Raw genomic sequence first — 18,391 nt, forward strand, 5'->3', positions numbered from 1 at the left:
TTAGGAATTTCGTGATGGCTGCCCGTCGTTCCGTAAAAACCAAAACTGACGATTGCGGTTCCGTCGTGACGACGGCGGCGCGCGTCGGCGCAGGCGCAGGCGCGGGCACCGTCCCGGTGACGCTCTGCTGCGACGGCATCGCGACAGGAAACGACAGCCTCACATTTTGTGCTTCCCGCTCTTCCGAGAGATGGGTGGATCGCCTGAACCTGGAGATCACACCAGGGGAAGGCCGCGACGGGGGCCAGCCGAGAGACTGGCGGCTCGAGCGCGACAATATCGCCATGAGTTCTGATTTCATGGCGGGAGCCGGGGGCGATGCGCTCCGGCTCGTCTCTCTCTACCCCCACCTTCCGGGGGCCTTGGACGGAAGCTCGACCCGCTTCGCCAGCTTGGTGATCCGGTTCGAACAACGCGCGGCAAATTCCGTCCTCATTGCCGACATCTGTTTGCGGACCAGTCGTCCTTGTCCAGGCGCTGGTCGATGTGCAAACGACAACTCTTACAGGGGAAAACAACATGAGTATCTCTGATCCGCTTGCGGCGCCAGCGCTGCCAAACTTTGTCTTCGGGACCTCCGGGAACGACCGCCTGCTCGGCACCAGCGGCATTGATTTGCTGGTGGGCATTGAGGGTAACGACACGCTGATCGGCGGTGCCGGCGCAGACATGCTGGACGGCGGCGACGGCACCGACGGCGCCTCCTACTTCGACTCGGCCGTGGGCGTTTCGGTCGACCTGTCGACCGGCCTTGGCACCGGCGGCGATGCCGAAGGCGACCGATACATCAGCATCGAGAACGTCTTTGGTTCGGCCCATGCCGATACCCTGACGGGCAACGACGGCGCCAACTTCCTCTCGGGCGGGGCCGGCAACGACACGCTGTTCGGCGGTCTGGGCAACGACACCCTCATCGGCGGCGCGGGGGCCGACATCCTGAATGGCGGCGCGGGCATCGACCGTGTGAGCTACGCTTCCTCCTCGGCCGGGGTGAGCGTCAATCTGGCGACCGGCACGGCCTCGGGCGGCGATGCCACGGGCGATGTGCTCTCGGGCATCGAGCAGCTGTTCGGGTCGAGCTATGCCGATTATCTGGTTGGCAACGGCGCGAACAACCTCCTCTCGGGCGGTGCCGGCAACGACACGCTGATCGGCGGGGCCGGGGCCGACACGCTGATCGGTGACGCGGGCAACGACGGCGTTTCCTACTTCTCCTCGGCGCTGGGCGTCTCGGTTGATCTGTCGACCGGCCTCGGTTCGGGCGGCGATGCGGAAGGCGATGAGTATTTCGGCATCGAAAACGCCTTTGGTTCGGCCCGGAACGATGCCCTGACCGGCGATGGCGCGGCCAACTTCCTCTCGGGCGGGGCTGGCGCCGACACGCTGACCGGCGGTCTGGGCGACGACACCCTCGTCGGGGGGGCCGGGGCCGACATTCTGGACGGCGGCGCGGGCATTGACCGCGTGAGCTACGCTTCGTCCTCTGCCGCGGTGCGCATCAACCTCGCGACCGGTGCGGCCTCGGGCGGGGATGCCACGGGCGACGTGTTCTCGAGCATCGAGCAAGTGATCGGTTCGAGCCATGCCGATTATCTGGTCGGCAATGCCGCGGACAACATCCTCTCGGGCGGTGCCGGCGATGACACGCTGTTCGGGGGGGCGGGTGCCGATACCCTGAACGGCGATGCGGGCAATGACCGCGTCTCCTACAACTTCTCCTCGGCGGCCGTTTCGGTCGACCTGTCGACCGGCCTTGGCTCGGGCGGCGATGCCGACGGCGACATCCTCGCAGGCATCGAGAACCTGACCGGTTCCGCCTATTCCGACGTGCTGATCGGCGACGCCGGCAACAACCACCTCTCGGGCGGTGCGGGCAACGACGATCTTCTCGGCGGCGACGGCAACGACGTGCTGGTGGGCGGCGCGGGCGCGGATGACCTGAACGGTGGCGCCGGGGTCGACTTTGCGAGCTATGCCCCTGCTGCGGCGGGTGTCGCGGTCGATCTGTCGATTGGGGTCGGCTTTGCCGGCGATGCCATGGGCGATGTCTTCTCGGGGATCGAGAACCTGATCGGGTCGGACTATGCCGACACGCTCTGGGGCGATAACGTTGACAACGTGATCTTCGGCGGCGAGGGCAATGACGACCTCTTCGGCGCTGCCGGGAATGACACGCTGCGCGGCGATGCCGGGGGCGATATGATCGACGGCGGCGATGGCGTTGACGTCGTTTCCTATGTCGGCTCATCGGCGGCGGTCTCGATCGACCTCGGTGCCGGCGTTGCCGCTGGCGGCGATGCCGATGGCGACTTTATCGTCAATGTCGAGAACGTCTTCGGGTCGAGCTACAATGACGTGCTCGTCGGCGATAACGGCAGCAACCGTCTGCACGGGGCTGCCGGGAACGACCTGATCAACGGCGGCGCGGGCAATGATACGCTCGTTGGCGGTGAGGGGGTGGATACCTTCATCTTCAACACGGGCAGTGGCGTTGACCGGATCGGCGATTTCTCGGCGGACGATGTCGTTCATGTCGACACGAGCCTGTGGTCCGGGACCTTCACCGATCTCGTGAGCAACATCGCCGTTCAGACGGTCGACTCGGTCGAGCTGCATTTCTCGGGCACCGACGTGCTGGTGATCGCCGGTTTCGACCTGGCCGATCTCACCGCCGCCGAGTCGCAGTTCCTCTTCGTCTGAGCTTGAACAAGGGGCGGGCGCGTGGGATCATGCGCTCGCCTACCCCTTTCCGGGGCCTGCCCGCCACGTGCGGCGGTGATCCGGGCGAGGCCGGCCGGCGATGCGGGCGGGAGAGATCCATTGCCCCGACGCCGTAATATGGTGGCCCGGTTGGGGCCGCAAGACGTGAAGGCCCATTTTGGTTTACAGCCCGGTTGCCGTCCTGACGCCGGCCTGTGTGTAAATAGCAACTCTGGTTAGGGAATAACATCATGCTTTTCTCTGGGACCTCCGGGAACGATTCTCTGGTGGGCACCGACGGTAACGACACGCTGATCGGCGGCGACGGCCGTGACACGCTGATCGGCGGCCTTGGCAACGACATCCTTGAGGGCGGCGCCGGGGCCGACATCCTGAATGGAGGCGCGGGCATCGACCGCGTGAGCTACGCGGCGTCCTCCGCCGGAGTGACCGTCAACCTGGCAACAGGCGCGGCCACCGGCGGCGATGCCACGGGCGACGTGCTCTTGAACATCGAGGAAGTGCTCGGCTCGGCCTATGCTGATTATCTGCTCGGCAACGCCGCGGACAACATCCTCTGGGGCGGGGCCGGCAACGACACGCTGATCGGCGGGGCGGGCGCCGACACCCTGAACGGCGATGCGGGCAATGACCGTGTCTCCTACTACTTCTCCTCCGCGGGCGTTTCGGTTGACCTGTCGACCGGCACCGGCAGCGGCGGCGATGCCGAGGGGGACATCCTCACAAGCATCGAGAACCTGACCGGTTCCGCCCATGCTGACGCGCTGACCGGCGACGCCGGCAGCAACCACCTTGCGGGCGGTGCGGGCGACGACACGCTTTCGGGCGGCGGCGGCAACGATCAGCTGGTGGGCGGCGAAGGCGCCGACGTTCTTGACGGTGGCGACGGGATCGACCTTGCAAGCTATGCCGCCTCTTCGGCGGGGGTCTGGGTCAATCTGGCGACCGGGGTCGGCAAGTACGGCGATGCCGAAGGCGACGTCCTCACGGGGATCGAAAACCTGACCGGTTCGACCTACGCAGACGACCTCAGAGGCGACGCCAACGGCAACGCGATCTTTGGCGGCGTGGGCAACGACGACATCTTCGGCGGTGCTGGGGATGACACGCTGCGCGGCGATGCGGGGGCCGATTTCATCAATGGGGGCACGGGCATCGACGTCGTTTCCTATGTCGGGTCCGCGGCGGGGGTCCAGGTCAGCCTCCAGGGCAACACGGCCATTGGCGGCGACGCCGAGGGCGACCATCTTGTCAACATCGAGAACCTGTTCGGGTCGAGCTACAACGACGTGCTCACCGGCGATAACGGCGACAACCGCCTGCATGGCGATGGGGGCAACGACAGGCTCGATGGCTCCAAGGGCAACGACACACTCAACGGCGGGGCCGGCGAGGATGTCTTTGTCTTCGGGAAGGGCTATGACGTTGACCGGATCGGCGACTTCTCGGCCCTGGACACGATCGAGATCGACACGGCCCTGTGGGCGGGGACCTTCGCCGCTCTCGTGAGCACCATCGCCGTCGAGACCGTCGACACGGTCGAGCTGCATTTCTCGGCCAAAGACGTGCTGGTGATCGTCGGTCTCGACCTGGCCGATCTCACCGCCGCCGAGTCTCAGTTCATCTTCGTCTGAGCAAGACCAAGGGGCGGGCGCATGCGATCATGTGCCCGCCCTTTCCATGTCCGGGCGGGCGGCACCCGGCTGTGGCGCTCACAGATCCGCCTCGGGGCGATCGCGACGACCGCCTTTGAGGGCGTTTGCGACACGCGCGGATCTGTCCGACGTGTCGCCCGGCTGCGCAGGGTCAGTTCGAGACGGCGTTGGCCGAGGAAACGAGAAGCGAGGGGGTGAGCGCACTCACCACATTGCCCCAATGCGTGACCGGCTGCGCCGCCACGAAGATCACATCATTCGCATGCAACTCGAAGCGTGTTGCCAAGAGAATCGAGGCGGCATTGCGTCCGTCGAGATGCCAGGCTGTGATCGAGTCATATTCCAGCGGATTGGCCGAGCCGCGCAGGACATAGATTTCTTTCGGGTTCGAGCGCGCCGACGTCAACCCACCTCCGGCCTCATAGAGCGCATCGGCAAGCGTCGCCTTGCGGTCAAACGGCAGCGGATACCGTGATTGTTTGGGCAATTCGCCGGTCAGATAGGCGTAGTCGCGCGCTTCCGCGCCGAGTTCGAGTCGGCTTGCGAACAGGTCGCGCCGCTCCTGCAACTCGCTGCGCCGCAACCCGACTTCGCTCGACAAGGCTTCAAGGCGGCTCTTGCGCTCATTTTGCTTGAATTCGGCGAGCTTGATTTGCTCTTCGAAATACGCGGCAGCCTTGTCCAGTTCGTAGGCGGTGTCGACAAAGATGCTGTCGCCCGCAAGCAGCAGCATCCGGCCGATCTCGGGTTGTTCGTAAACAAATTTGAGCGGCACCTCATAAAGCTTGCCGTCTCGGTAAAGGCGCACGAGCGCGGTATCGAGATCTGCGGATTTGGCGCCCCCCACCGCGGCCAGCGCCTCATCGAGGTGCAGCGGCTGCAAGGTGATCGGCACCACGCCCGGGGTCGTCACATCGCCACCAATCGCAACCTTCTTCGAATGGAATTCGGAGATTTCGAGCGAGAAGGTCGGGTCGATCTGCTTGTCAAGGAAGCGCTGGAACAGCGTTGCCTCTGCGTCTTCCACGGTTTGCCCGGCAATCTGCACGCGCCCCACGGAGGGCACCGAAATCGACCCGTCATCTTGCACCGTGTAGCCTTGCCGCGCGGTCTGGGCGGCAAGAATGCCGGTGAGTTGTTCGACCGTCGAGCCTTGTTGGGGCACGGCGAGCAGCACCACATCGCCGACGCCGATCCGGTAGCTGGGCGCCGCCACGGGAGGGGGCAGGCGCGTTGTCAGCGCGTCAGGGCGGTTGACTTGATTGAACGCGGTCTCCGGTGCCGTGACAGGGGCGGCAAGCGTGCCGTTTATCCCGGCGCTTTGATTGAAATATCCTGGCAGCTTTTTGGGTTCAAACGGCGCGGCATTCGCAAGCATGACCGACTCCGCCGTGAGCGGCAGAACCCGAACCTTGCCTTCGGCCGTTATTCCGGGATTGACCGAGGTGCTGTGATAAATGACGCCGCAGCCCGCAAGAGGCAGCAACAGCATCGTTCCGGAAAGCAGAGCGTTCAGGATCGGGCGCAAATCAAACTCCATTCTGCAAATCAGCTGTATGAACCGGCGTGCCGACTCAGCTGCGAACTTGCGCGATCTTGCGCATGGATATGCTGCGGATCAACGGGCTTGCCCATTGACTTGACTGAACGATTTCGCCGTTACCGGGTAAAACCCAATAATAGTTGAAGAAATCGGCCAGCTCACCGTGGCAATGCTCTGTCACGAGGCGGGTTGAGACCTCGCGCGCGCCAATTGTTACCGAGGCGGCGTCACCGGGTGTGATCTCGCATTTGAAGGCGCGGGGCGCGACGTTGTCGTTGCCGTCGATGAAGCTCATGATCCGGGTGGAGGTGCCCGCATGCAGCCCCCTGACCAGCGCCCCGCTTTGCGAGACATCGGCGGCCATCAGGTCGTTGCCAAATCCGCGGCTGCCGACCAGCATCCCGGCGTCGAACATGAGCTGCGCCCCATCCGCGCTGATCATCGTTTCAACACCGCTGGTGTCGGACCGGGTCTGGCGGAGCATAACGGCAATCGCGTCTGGCCGCGCTTCAATGGCAGCGGCAATGCCCGGCGCATTGGCGGCCTGCGCGGCCACAAAGTCGGGGTTGGCGCGGGCGGTCTGCTTGGAAAACGGCCAGGTGCTCGAGATGATCTGCTGCGTGCGCGGATCGGAGGTGCAGCCCGAAAGCCAGCCCAGCACCGCCAGACCGCCCAACAGACCACCGGCAAAGTTACGCATTTTCATCGCCAGAACTTACCCCATCCGTGTTCGAGTTCGCTCGCATTGGCGCCGCGCACTTCCTCATAGAGCCGGTTGGCAATTGCCACGCGCGCGCCGCCATCGCGCAGGATCGGCCGGATCGTCTGCGAGAAGCCGGTCTGGTCGGGTTCGCCGGTGATCCAGGTCAGCGGGATCGAAATCGTGATCCCCTTGTCGAAAGACCCTTCGCCGAAGTCGTCGAAGGAGACATCCGTAAGCGTCATGAAGGCGCCGATCTTGAAGCCGTTGTCGAATTCGCGGTTGAGCGTCAGCGTGCCGCCCCAGTCCCCCGCGAGGTAGCGGCCGACATCAAGCTGGCCGCGATAGCTGTTGCCGAAATCGTAATAGGCCGAGGCATGCCCGGTTGTGACATCGTAATCGGCAAAGCCCATGCGCGAATAGGGATCGCGCTGCTTGACGTAGTTCAGCTCTGCGCCAAGCGCGAGCCGGCTGCCTTGCGGATACCACAGAAGCTCGCTCGAGGCGCCGGCGAACATGGTCTCGAAATAGCCCGCCGAGAAGCGGCCATAGAGGTTTTTGCCGGGCCGGAACATGTAATCCGCGGTCAGCGTGACCACCTGCGGGCCTTGCAGCTTGTCATAGAGCCAGGCGTCCGAGCGCACATGCGGCAGAACCGAATCCGAATCTCGGTTCGCCTGATCGAGGTTGCCAAAGGCTTTCTGGCGCACGATTGCATTGAGCGAGAACCCCGGCGCGATCTGATAGGAGCCGCTGGCCGAGAGACCAACATCCATACGGATCGGGCTGTCCGGGTCGAAGAGCGCAGAGCGGAAATAGGGCAACAGGCTCCAGCTCAGCTGCGGATAGACACCCGGATCAGGCGGCAGCCGCGTTGGCGCATCGCTGATATCGGCACGTGCAAAGCTTTGCCAGCTGCCATCCCAGGCATGTTCAAGCTCATGCAGATCGCCGCGCCGGATCACCGTGCGCGAGGTCGGCACCCCGTTTGTCACGAGTGTAAGTTCGAATGTCTCGATCGCCGCGGGCAGGCTGTTGGCCATCTCCCGCGCCGCGCGCCCCAGCGCCTCAGCATTGTTGGGATAGCTCGAATTTGCCATCACCACCCGAGCGGTGGCGCCATCCTGCACATAGCTTTGCAAGGTCAGGTTTTCACGCCGGAAGGCCGCGTCAAGCCGGGCGCGGTTGCCGCCCAGATCCGCAACAGACCAGCCGAGCGACGCAATCTCTGCCTGCGGGCGCAGAACCGGCGCAGGGCGCTCCTGCCCGCCCGGCATCCGCGGCGCGCGCGGGTCGAGCGCATAGGTGAACCCCACTCCAGCTTCGGTCCCGCCGAGCAGCGCGGCATTCATCGTCCAATTTTTGCTGAGCTGGTAGTTGGCCCCAAAGTTGAAGGCGGTGCGGCGCTCAAAGCCCATGCGCGCCACTTCCTCCTTATAGGCATCAGAGGAATATTCGACGCTCAGGCGCAGCTTGTCGTTCACCTGATATTCGATCCCGCCGAAGAGTGCGGCCTCGCCGCGGAAGAACCGGTTGAAGGAGACGCGCCCGGTATCGTTGATGTCACCGCTGAAGCTTGGCCGGTTGTCGAACTTGTCGCCAAAGACGGAGAGCGGGTTGCGGAACCCGCCAAAGGTTCCGAGCCGGCCCCAGCCGATCCCCGCCGTCACGGTCAGACGATCATCGAGGAAATGCTTGGAGGCAACGAGATATTCCGCGCCGAAGATCCCCGTGCCGCCGAAGTCGCGCAGGCCGAACGCGAAGGCGGGCAGGGTCTGCCCCTCGTGCCGCAGCAGATAATGCAAGTCGAAGCTGCGGTCGTAGAGGTTGCTGTCTCCCGAAAAGTAGTGGCGCAGGATCGAATACCGGAACACCCCGGTCAGACGCGGGCTGATCTGGAACAGCAGCGTGTTCCGGGTGTGCCCATCCATCAGCGAGGTGGTCCAGCGCAACGTGCCATCGGGCGCGGTTGTGGCGCTCGGCATGTCGATCAGGCCGGGAGTGCCATAGCTGGAGAGCCCGTCTGCATGGGCAACCGTGGCAAGGCTCGTCATGAGAATAGCAGCAAGTGCCGGACGGCTCTGAGAATTTTCGTTCAGGGGCATTCGGTTTTCACTACGGCTTGAAAGAGGACAGAACGGGCAGTTACACCCAATTAACAAGTAGGTTGCATGCAGCCCTTCGTGTGACAAGGATTTAAGTGAGCAACTGAAGCAAAAACTGCCGCCGGTGCAGGGGGGCACCACTCTGTGGCGCTCGCGCTCCGGTCGAACGGGGAAACGCGCGCGAGACCGCGCCATTTCGGGGCGGAACATGCATCTGTCGCCGCAAAGGAAGGCACCGAAACAAAGGATTGCCCTTGGTCATGCACCGCGCCGACGGGGGCGTAAACTTCCCCTCGAAGCGTTGACCCCGCGCATGGCGGCGCGATAATCTTGGCGGCGAAGCACAGTTTGACAGCCAGCTGGATTTACGGGGGCGCCTGATGGCGCTGCGCCCATGAAGTGTGAGGAAAATTGCTGATGGACGCGCCCGATTTCTACTTCTGGGAAGCCGAAGTGAACCCGCACCGTCTGCCTTTGACCCGGGCCTTGGCGCGCCGCAGCGATGTGGGCGAGGTCTATTACGTCGCGCAGGCCCGTCTCAACGGAGATCGCGTCAAACAGGGGTTGAGCGATCATTTGCTCGATACCGACAAGGTCGTGGTGGCCCCCGAGCGCGAAGAGGTGCTGCGGCTCATTCGCGAATCTGCCCCGGGGTCCGTGCATGTCTTTTCGGGAATGCACTGGGTGCCCTGCATCGTCGACGGGCTGCCCGAGGCCGTGAAGCAGAACCGGTTTTTTGGCCTGATGAGTGAGCCGCGCGTGTTCGAGGGCCTGAAGGGCAAGCTGCGCTACCTGCATTCGCTGATGACGGAGGGCCTGCATCGCAAACATGCGAAATTCGTTGCGGCCATCGGTCGGCACGGGCCCGGATGGTTCCGCATGACCGGATATGGCGATCGCGTGTTTCCCTTTGCGTATTTCGTCGATCCGCCTGCGGGAGAGATGCGGCCGCAACGCTCTGCGGATCCGGCACGTTTGCGCATCGCCTATATCGGGCGGCTCGTCAAACCGAAGGGGTTTGGCGTGTTCTTGAGCCTTGTCACGGCGGCGCGCGGTCGGCATGAATTTGTCATCGCCGGGACGGGCGACATGGCCGCAGAAATCGGCGCTGCCCCGAACCTCGAGTTCCGGGGCAGGGTGCCGATGGAAGAGATTTCCGCGCTCATGAGCGATGTCGATATTGTGGTGGTGCCGTCGCTCACGACCGATGACGGATGGGCCGCCGTTGTTTCAGAGGCGCTGTTCGCGGGGGCTTATCCCGTTGTCGGGGTGCGCGTCGGGGCGTCGATTCTCGCCGATAACGGGCGTATCGGCGATTGCGTGCGCGCGGACACGCCGGAAGCGTATCTGGCCGCGATCGAGGCGGCTGCGGCGCGCGGCGTGCTGGATGCCGAGGGGCGCAAGGCCCGCATTGCCTATGCGCAGTCGCATCTCTCGGGCGATGTCGGTGCCAAATACCTTCTCGACATCGTTTCCTATCAGCGTGGCAAAGGCGGGCCGCGCCCGGAGCCCTATTACAAGCTCTGACCCATATCTCTGGCGGGCGGAGAGACGAAAGCGCGCGCTGACGCTCCGCCCCGGGGGGGCAGATCGCCTGCCGTTTTATGGTCACGCCATTTTTCGTCTTGCTCCAGAGCAATGCCCCTGCCGCGCGTCAGGGGCGCTTTGCCAAGGCTCAGGGGAGGGAATAGCCCAGACGCGCGTATTCTGTGGCGTGCACGTCCCGGTAGCGTTGCAGGACAGGCGGCGAGATCTCCACCTTCTTGCCGCTTCCGGCCTTGTTGAGATGGGGCAACGTGGCGTCGATCTGCAGCTTTGAAGCGAGCTTGGCGAAATCCGCATCAATCGTCTCGAACCGGAAGATATCATCGACGAGGCATTCGTCGCCATCATAGAGATAATCGGTCTGGAAGTGCATTTCATTGTCCATGCGCCATTCCAGATACTGGTCGAAACTCATCCCGGCGATCCGTTTGTTCCCCGGCAGATGCGGTTTCTTGAGCATGAAATAATAGAGCGATTTCTGCCAATCCATCGGGTCGCGGACAAAGGCGAAGCGATAGTAATGATAGAAGGACGGGCCGAGTTTGTCCCGCACGTCTTTCAGCTTGGGGTGATAGGACAGAAGCGGATTTGCGCTGTGCGGCAGGCGCGCCACTGTCAGGATGTGGTTCACATATTGCCCCACGATCTGGCTCTTCGCGGCATAGGGCAGAAGCGCGTTGCGGATCGACGATCCGGCAACTTTATAGACGTGATAAAAAATCGCGTTCTTCTCGGGAAGGATGAGCATGGTGTGGCACTCTGGTCTGGGGAAAGCCGTCAGCCCGTGGAGGGCTGACCGTTCGGGCGTAGGTGCGGGAGCGTTTCTCCAACGGCGGCACTCTGCCGCCGGGAGAGGGGAGAGCCGATCCCGAGATAGCCTGCGAGGATCAGCAGAGAAGCCGGGTTGGCAAAGGCCATCATGTAGCGATTGAAGGCCGATTGCGTGAACACGAAAACGATCAGAGAGCCGATCAGGAAGCCGATTTCCGCGCGGCTCTTTGCGCTGCGAAGCTGGATCAGCCCCCACATGAAAATCACCGGAATGAACAGGACAGAAAACAGCAAGCCGTTTTCAAGCATCAGCGTGAAATAGGAGCTTTCGGTGCTGTAGCCGATCTGTTCATAGCTGCTGCTGCGATAGCCCGTGCCGAACAGAAGTTCCGCGATATTGCGGCTTTCCAGCTCTTTGACGCTCTGCATCCAGAGATCGACACGTCCGGTCCCGCCGGAGCCGAAGCCGCGCGTCTTGCTTTCGAGATCAAGGATGCGGACAAAATACTCCTGCACGGTCGACATGTTCAAAAGCAGCGCAACGGCAAGGCAGAGCGCCCCCGTCAGCACCAGCGCGAGGCGCGCCCCGCGCAGCTTTGGAAGGCGCAAGCGCAAGCGCAGCACATTGGCCAGCAGGACCGCGCTGACCACGGCGACGAGCCCGGCGCGCGACGAGGCGGCGAGCACCATGGAGAGGCTCAACCCCGAGGCGGCAAGGAACATCCAGCGCAGGCGCCCGAGCGTGCTGCGAAAGAAATAGAAGTTGAGGATCGCGCCAAATCCGAAGATGAACCCGGTCAGGTTCGGGTGCAGCCCGAGCGGGCGAAAGCGCAGCAGCCCGATCCCGTGGGCGGTTTCGCCCATCACGCTCGCCAAATAGCCCAGCGGATCGCTCGCAATCGCCACCGGGATGACGGCACAATAAGAAAAGGCACAGATCCGGGCAATTTCCTCGAAGCTCATGGCCCGTTGCAACAGTGCAAGGCTGCTGTAAGCGACCATCGCAACAAGGGTCAAAAGGACCACGAAGGCATTGCTCGCAAGCATCCCGGCGAGCAGGGACGTGATCGTGGTGCCGAACAGCAGATATTCGGTGTAAGAGAAGCCGATGATCCGGCAGCGCCTGCCAAAGAATGCGAAACCGGCGGAAACCCCGAGAAACGCGACGCCAAGCACCTGAAACTGGGTCGCGAGGCCGGGCCAGTTCGAGAAGTAGAGCACGAAGAACGACAAGAAGCAAAACAGCTTCACGATGCAGTGCTCCCCTGTGTTGACGTGCGCATGCGCCGTTGCACGACACGGACCAGAACAGCAACTTCGAGGAGACACATCGTCAAAGCGGCCATATGCGCGGTCGGGTTCGAGATAAGCACTATGACAACCACGGAGAGCAGGGCGCCCACAAGATAAATATGCGCAAACTCCCCCTGACGGTTCATTGAGATCAGGGGCGTGGCCAGGGCTGTCCAGGTGGCATTCACGGCTGCTGCAAAAGACAGCAGGCCAAACAGCATCCGATCGGTCTCGAAAGCGCCATGAGACATCTGCCCCAAAAGCCAGGGGCCGATCACGATCAGCAAGATCCCGAAGGGGATCGTCACGGCCAGCGAGATGCCAAGGTTGATGCCGTCGAGCCGTCTTTCCAGCGACTTGTTCCCCTCGGTGATGGCGCGGGTCAGCTCCGGGATCGAGGGCCGGATCACCATTCCGGCCAGCTGCAGGGGCGCGCGGCTGAGCATTCGGGAGGCGCCGAAAAGCGCCACGACCGCAGTGCCCGCCGAGGCGCCGAGAGCGAGGATCATGCCCTGCAGCGAGACCGCAATCGCAAAGACAAGGCCGAGGGCGGCGGCTGAGGGGCTGGCAAGTTCCCGGATCATCGTGCGATTGGCAAGGCCGATGCCGATTTTTACCCAAGGCTCGTAGCGCTTGAGCCGCGCCACGAACAAGATGTATCCGCACAGGCGGATGAGCATATAGGCCGCCGCCACGACAACGATGTCTGCGCCGAAATAGGACAGAACGGCGAGCGCGGAGCCCTCAAGCATGATCCAGGTTCCGGCAAAGACCATCGCCTGGGCAAATTTATGCGTTGCACGATAAACGACCGTGACGATGCTCATCTGCGTCATGATCAAGGCGTAAGCGGTGATGAACAGGATCGCGAGGCTGATCTGCCCGGCCGCGAAGGGGCCCTCGGCAGCGCCATGATGCGCATACCAATAGGCATACCCAAGCGCGCCTGCCGCGGCGATGGTGACCGTGCCCATCACGAAGGCGATGGTGCTTTGCAACACCACATTGGCCCGCTCAAGCTCGCCCTTGCTGGCGCATTGCGTCAAGATGATGCCCGCGGCCGTGCCAAAACCCAGATCCGACAGCGCGATATAGGTGGGCACGGTCAGCAGCATCAGCCAGATCCCGTAGCCCTCCGCCCCCCAGGCGGCGGTCAGCACCGGGATGCTGACGAATTGCACGAAGGTGACCGCGCTCTTGTCGTAAACATTCGACAAGACACCGCGCAGCATGCGCCCGCGCGGGCCCGGATCTTTGAACATTTTCAGTGCATTGGAAAGGCGATGCAAGAGGCTGTTCCTTTGTGACCGTGCTTTGCGGGAGCATCGGCGCGCTGCGCCTTGCTCATGCAGGGTCTGTGACGTCTGGCAGGAGAGAGCGATCAAGGGGGGCGAGCGCCTTCAGAAAGCGCGCGCCAAGGCGCGGGGTTTGCGGATCAAGCCCGAGTGCGACGTTGCTTTTGGTGCGCGCGATCGTATGCGAGGCCACGAGCGTGATGCCGCCCGCATTGGCGGCCATGGCCGCGCCGATCAGGGCCTGACCAAGCTGGTCCGGGGCGCCGAGATCGGCATCACAGGCCGCCGAGAGCCTGTTGCACAAGGCCTGATCCTGAGCGAAGAGCTGCTGCAGCGGTCCAAAGGCCCGCATCACCGCGCGGTGGGTAATTCGGAACGGCTGGCCCGGTTCGGGGGTCAGCGGGGCGTCGAGCGCTGACCAGCTATATTGGACAAGCCCGAAGACCCCCGGCCAGCGCGCGAGGATGTCCGAGGTTTCGGCGCGTCTGGTGGCAAGCGCGAGCGTGCGGACCTTGCCGGCGGCCTGCGCGCGCTGCAGCGTCTCCAGCAGCTCCTCGGTGATCTCTTCCGCAAGCACCTCATGCAGGGCGAAGACATCCACGTGATCGCGCCGCAACGCGCGCAGGCTGGTCTCAAGCGAGGCGGCAATCGCCGCGGGCGCAAAATCGCGGGCGAATTCCTTGGGAACCACGCTGGCGAGCGCCGTGCCATGAAGGCCCGGACGATGCCGGCGCAGCAGGTCGCGCACGGGCGCAGCGAGGCCGTGCACCATCATCTTGTGACGCGACATCCGCCGCGGCGGCAACCCCGCCTTGGTGGTGATTGTCACCGCCTCGGAGCGGCCCCGGAGCGCTTCCCCAAGCACGGTTTCTGCCGTCCCGCGGCCGTAAAGCGGCGCCACATCGAAATGCCGCGCGCCCGCATCAAGCGCGGCGTGAACCAGCCGATGGCTGCGCCATGTCGGGCTCCCCGCGCGTAGATAGGCGCAGCCGATGCCGATCGCCGTTGTGTCATGCGCGCTGTCAGGAAGCCGTGGCATGTCCCGCTCCTTTTTCCTTAGTCAGCAGGAAATCTGCCAGACGCATGCTCAAGGCGATCGCGGTAAAGGTCGGATTGGCGAAGCCGGAGGTTGGATAAACAGCCGCCCCGGCGACGAACAGGTTGTCGCTGCCGAAGACCTGACAATTCGGATCGACAACCCCTTGCGAGGCATCGCGCGCCATGCGGGCGCCGCCCATATGGTGGTTGGCATCGTCGGCGGCTTCGATCACGGAGGCCGAGCGCTCGAGCAAAGCCGGGTCGATCTCGACCCGTGCCAGCCCGTTGCCCTCGAGATAGGCCTTGAGATGCTGCGCGAAGGCCAGCATCGTCTCCAGATCTTCGGGAGAAATGCGCCAGTCGACCAGCACCTCAGGAAGTCCGAAAGCGTCGCGCGTATCGGCCAGCAGGATGCGGCTGTCTTCGCGCGGGCGCTGCTCGGAGGTCAGGCGCAGCAAGATACCGCGGTCGGCGACATTCATCACGCGGCGATAGCGGATGTAGCGCAGGGCCATCGGCACCACAAAGCGCAGACTGCCCAAGATCCCCAGCGGATCGCTCAGCGTGCGCCAGTTCAGCCGCCCGCGCAGCAGGCCCTTGACGAGGATCTTGAGGTTGGAAAGGCTCTCGGAGATCGAGCTGGAATACACGAAATGCGAGGAAATCTCGACCAGTTGGTCACGCTTTTGCGCCGCGGCCGTCAGGCGCAGCTTGGGGGCGTATTTGATGCCTTTGAGCACCGCATTGTCGAACAATTCGCTGAAACGCTTGCGATCTGTCGGCTCGATCCGGCCCGCGAAAATATCGACGTGATCCATGAAGCACCGCCCCAGCCAGGGGTTGTCGGCCCAGGGGGCAGGGCGCCCGGCGCTGTCGGGCAATTGCAGCAGGCGGGCGATTTCAATCGTGCCGTTGGCCAGCACCACCTGGGCGCCGCGCACCGCGACGCGCCGGCCTCCGGGCAGGGTCAGCATCGCCCCCGTGACCCGCGTGCCTTCAAGGCTGAGGCTGCTCACCTGCGCCTCGATCAGCACATCGAGATTGGGCATGGATTTGAGATCTTCGGCAAAGGCGACCGCAAAATTGGTCTCCCGCGCCCAGCGGGTAAAGAACGGCTGAATCGTCTCGGTCGCCTCAAGCGGCGGCAGCTTCAGCGCCCGGCGCACCTCCTCATCGCTGCGCAGCACGTCGCCCATGCCGATGATTTCGAACGCTTCCTCATAATGGCGGGCGACCTCGTCATGGGAGAGCGGCCAGGTTGCGGGGCTGACCCATGGCCGCTCTTCGAAAACGATCGGTTCGAAGGGGACGAGTTGCCCGCCCCAGAAGGCGGTCGAGCCGCCCAGATTGCGAAATCGTCCCAGATGCAGCCCGGCGAGCGCATGGCCGACCGCGCGGGCGCGTTCGAACAGGGCTTGCGATGCTTGCCGGGGCTTGCCCGGCCCCGCCTCAAGCAAGGCCACCCGCAGCCCCTTGCGCGCGAGTTTGACCGCGAGCGGGATCCCCACGGCGCCCGCGCCGATCACGATGGCATCATAAATCGGGGAAGCTTCGAATGCGAAGTCAGGTGCCTTGTATATCATCCATTCGATCCTGATTGTTGCAATCCGTTTGCATCATTCTGCGCGATCCGATGTGCAGGGGGCACCGCCAGTGCAACCGCGCCGCCTTGCGGGCCACGGCGCGCGCGCGGCGGAGCGGCGTAAGCTCTGTTCTTGCCCGAGGGCCTCGTGCCATGGGGGGCCGTGCCATGCTAGCGCTCTCCGTTTGCGGCGGTATCCTGCCCCGCGTCGGCGCGCGCTCGCGTGCCGATCCGGCGCGCCGGAACCCCGGCCATGATCGCCGCTTCCTCGACCTCGGAGGTCAGCACCGCCCCGGCGGCAATCACGGCCCCGCGCGCGATGCGCAGGCCCGGCATCACGAAGGCGCCGCTGGCAATCCAGACCTCGTCCTCGACGAGGATCGGCCCGGTGACGTAATCAAACGAGATCCGCCGCGTATCATGACCCGCCGTGGCAAGATAGCTGTGCTGCGACAGGCAGCAATGCGCGCCGATACGGATCTTGTCGAGGCTGTAGAGCGTTGCATGATCGCCGATCCAGCTGTGATCGCCGATCTCGACTTTCCACGGGTAGGTGATGCGGGCGGTGGGACGGATGATCACACCCGTTCCGATCTGCGCTCCGAACAGGCGCAGAAGCATCCGCCGCCACCGATAGGCAAATTGCGGCGACAGGCCAAACAGGGTGGCCTGAACGAGCCACCAGAGCTGGACCACGCCCCCGTTGCGCCCCCGAAACCCGGCAGGCACGCGAAACAGCGACAGATCCTGATAGCGGTTCATATTCCCCCCCCTGTCCGACGTTTTTGGCACTCTCTCCGGCCCGGGGCGGCCGCCGTCCCGGGGGGCTGCGTTTGGGGCAGAGGGCCAGGAAAACGCGCTAAAACAGTATGGTTACTCAAGAAATCCATCGGTTTCGGATCCCGGAAACTCATTTGCCTGTCACTGCGACGCGGCGGCTGAAGCGTGCGCGCAACCATTTTCGCGCCGGGGTCTCGAACCAGATCAGCGAAGCATAAGACAGCGCGATCAGCACCGGCAGGCTCAGCCAGCTGGCAGCGTGGAGCGCGAGCCCCTGCAGATGCAAAATACGCTGCGCGATGAAGGCAAGCACAATCGCATGGAACAGCGTGTGGATCATGTAGGTCGAATAGGTGAGCTGTCCGAGTGGCGCAAGATAACGCACGGTCGCGGAATAGGCCTCGGTGCGCAGGTCCATCGCCAGCAGCACCAGCACCACCGCATAGGAACACAGCAGGGCCGGGAAACTCTCGCCCAGAACGGCCATTGCCCCAAGCAGGGCAAGCACGAGCGGCACGAACATCCAGCTGCGCACCGGCAAGCGCGCGAGGTCATCGCGAAACAGCCAGGCCGCCATTCCGAGCATGAAGGCCGGGATCGCGCGCATGACACCGTGGTCATAGGTGCGCTCCCACCACCCCCAGTCAAACAGGCTGAACAGAAGGACGAAGCCAATGGCAAGGCCGAGCAGGATCCCGCGACGGCGCGCGAACACCCCGATCAGCAAGGGAAACAGCAGATACATCACAAACTCGGCGCTGATCGACCAGCTGACGAAGTTGAAGACCGGGTGATCACAGCCGACAACGGCATGGGTCAGAAAGAGGCTCGCGGGCAGACAGGCGAAATCGTATTTGTCCGCGTCATTCACCGCGACGCCGATGAGGCCCGAGAGCAGCCCAAGCGCGACAAAGGCGAATGTCATCAGGAAGTGAAGCGGCAGCAGACGGGCGGCGCGGGCGACGAGAAAATCGCCGGTCTGCGATGCGGTCGCGATCCGATCTTGATAAACATAGGTGATGACGATGCCGGAGATCACGAAAAAGATGTCCACGAAGAAGTTCAGCCCCGCCACCTGCAGATCGGAAAAGCCGAGGCGCCCGGCAAAATGGATGATCACGATCCCCATCGAGGCGATGAAACGCATCAGATCGAGATGAAGGAAATTCTCGCTTTCCGGGGCGAGGCCAAAAATACCAGCCTCTCTGGCGGCGGTCGGAGCCGAAGCGGTGGGGGTATCCATGATATCTCCTGTGTTTCTGCATTCGGCTCCGATGAGGGGTGGTTTACCCTTCGACGCTGACGGGGAGTTCGAGGCCGTGGGCCTTGAGGAGCTTGAGGCGTTTGGCGGATTTGAGATCCT

Annotated in this window: 14 protein-coding genes; 4 read left to right on the forward strand and 10 right to left on the reverse strand. The window is 63.5% G+C overall.

The features are described from left to right. The first annotated feature begins 14 nt into the window (after window positions 1–14). The 3 genes from ACFSM0_RS17135 to ACFSM0_RS17145 all read left to right on the forward strand — a co-directional run bounded on the left by ACFSM0_RS17135 (window position 15) and on the right by ACFSM0_RS17145 (window position 4,355). A complete protein-coding gene (locus ACFSM0_RS17135) occupies window positions 15–533 on the forward strand; it encodes a hypothetical protein (protein ID WP_377393387.1) in 519 nt (172 codons plus the stop codon). After that, window positions 520–2,700 (forward strand): beta strand repeat-containing protein, encoded by a 2,181-nt coding sequence (locus ACFSM0_RS17140; RefSeq protein ID WP_377393390.1) that lies wholly within the window; start codon window positions 520–522, stop codon window positions 2,698–2,700. Before ACFSM0_RS17135 ends, ACFSM0_RS17140 begins: the two co-directional genes overlap by 14 nt. 251 nt (window positions 2,701–2,951) lie before the next feature. Next, a complete protein-coding gene (locus ACFSM0_RS17145; RefSeq protein ID WP_377393393.1) occupies window positions 2,952–4,355 on the forward strand; it encodes a calcium-binding protein in 1,404 nt (467 codons plus the stop codon). A gap of 172 nt (window positions 4,356–4,527) precedes the next feature. Here the strand turns inward: ACFSM0_RS17145 and ACFSM0_RS17150 are convergent, their stop codons facing one another. The 3 genes from ACFSM0_RS17150 to ACFSM0_RS17160 form a co-directional block, all read right to left on the reverse strand. Continuing rightward, window positions 4,528–5,868, reverse strand: coding sequence for a polysaccharide biosynthesis/export family protein (locus ACFSM0_RS17150; RefSeq protein ID WP_377393396.1), 1,341 nt, complete (start codon window positions 5,866–5,868; stop codon window positions 4,528–4,530). Window positions 5,869–5,950: 82 nt separating this feature from the next. Continuing rightward, window positions 5,951–6,619: a YjbF family lipoprotein gene (locus tag ACFSM0_RS17155; RefSeq protein ID WP_377393399.1), complete on the reverse strand. Its 669-nt coding sequence runs from the start codon at window positions 6,617–6,619 to the stop codon at window positions 5,951–5,953. 2 nt (window positions 6,620–6,621) lie between these two features. Continuing rightward, a complete protein-coding gene (locus tag ACFSM0_RS17160; RefSeq protein WP_377393402.1) occupies window positions 6,622–8,724 on the reverse strand; it encodes a YjbH domain-containing protein in 2,103 nt (700 codons plus the stop codon). Window positions 8,725–9,141: 417 nt separating this feature from the next. Here ACFSM0_RS17160 and ACFSM0_RS17165 point away from each other — a divergent pair, with 417 nt between their 5' ends. Continuing rightward, a complete protein-coding gene (locus ACFSM0_RS17165) occupies window positions 9,142–10,251 on the forward strand; it encodes a glycosyltransferase (protein ID WP_377393405.1) in 1,110 nt (369 codons plus the stop codon). A 148-nt stretch (window positions 10,252–10,399) separates the two neighbouring features. Here ACFSM0_RS17165 and ACFSM0_RS17170 read toward each other — a convergent pair whose 3' ends face one another. The 7 genes from ACFSM0_RS17170 to ACFSM0_RS17200 all read right to left on the reverse strand — a co-directional run bounded on the left by ACFSM0_RS17170 (window position 10,400) and on the right by ACFSM0_RS17200 (window position 18,271). After that, complete coding sequence (locus tag ACFSM0_RS17170; RefSeq protein WP_377393408.1) at window positions 10,400–11,017, reverse strand: sulfotransferase family 2 domain-containing protein; 618 nt, start codon at window positions 11,015–11,017, stop codon at window positions 10,400–10,402. 29 nt (window positions 11,018–11,046) lie between these two features. Continuing rightward, window positions 11,047–12,291 (reverse strand): O-antigen ligase family protein, encoded by a 1,245-nt coding sequence (locus ACFSM0_RS17175; protein WP_377393411.1) that lies wholly within the window; start codon window positions 12,289–12,291, stop codon window positions 11,047–11,049. Continuing rightward, window positions 12,288–13,595: a lipopolysaccharide biosynthesis protein gene (locus ACFSM0_RS17180; protein WP_377393414.1), complete on the reverse strand. Its 1,308-nt coding sequence runs from the start codon at window positions 13,593–13,595 to the stop codon at window positions 12,288–12,290. Before ACFSM0_RS17180 ends, ACFSM0_RS17175 begins: the two co-directional genes overlap by 4 nt. A gap of 82 nt (window positions 13,596–13,677) precedes the next feature. Continuing rightward, a complete protein-coding gene (locus ACFSM0_RS17185; protein ID WP_377393417.1) occupies window positions 13,678–14,667 on the reverse strand; it encodes an aldo/keto reductase in 990 nt (329 codons plus the stop codon). After that, complete coding sequence (locus ACFSM0_RS17190) at window positions 14,651–16,249, reverse strand: FAD-dependent oxidoreductase (RefSeq protein ID WP_377393420.1); 1,599 nt, start codon at window positions 16,247–16,249, stop codon at window positions 14,651–14,653. Before ACFSM0_RS17190 ends, ACFSM0_RS17185 begins: the two co-directional genes overlap by 17 nt. 170 nt (window positions 16,250–16,419) lie before the next feature. Next, window positions 16,420–17,010 carry a WcaF family extracellular polysaccharide biosynthesis acetyltransferase gene (locus ACFSM0_RS17195; protein ID WP_377393423.1) on the reverse strand — a complete coding sequence of 197 codons (591 nt, stop codon included), beginning with the start codon at window positions 17,008–17,010 and terminating at the stop codon, window positions 16,420–16,422. A 148-nt stretch (window positions 17,011–17,158) separates the two neighbouring features. Further along, entirely contained in the window at window positions 17,159–18,271 is a 1,113-nt protein-coding gene (locus ACFSM0_RS17200) for an acyltransferase family protein (RefSeq protein WP_377393426.1), read from the reverse strand. Window positions 18,272–18,391: the final 120 nt, after the last annotated feature.

Source organism: Rhodobacter lacus (assembly GCF_042683065.1).
GTDB lineage: Bacteria > Pseudomonadota > Alphaproteobacteria > Rhodobacterales > Rhodobacteraceae > Rhodobacter > Rhodobacter lacus.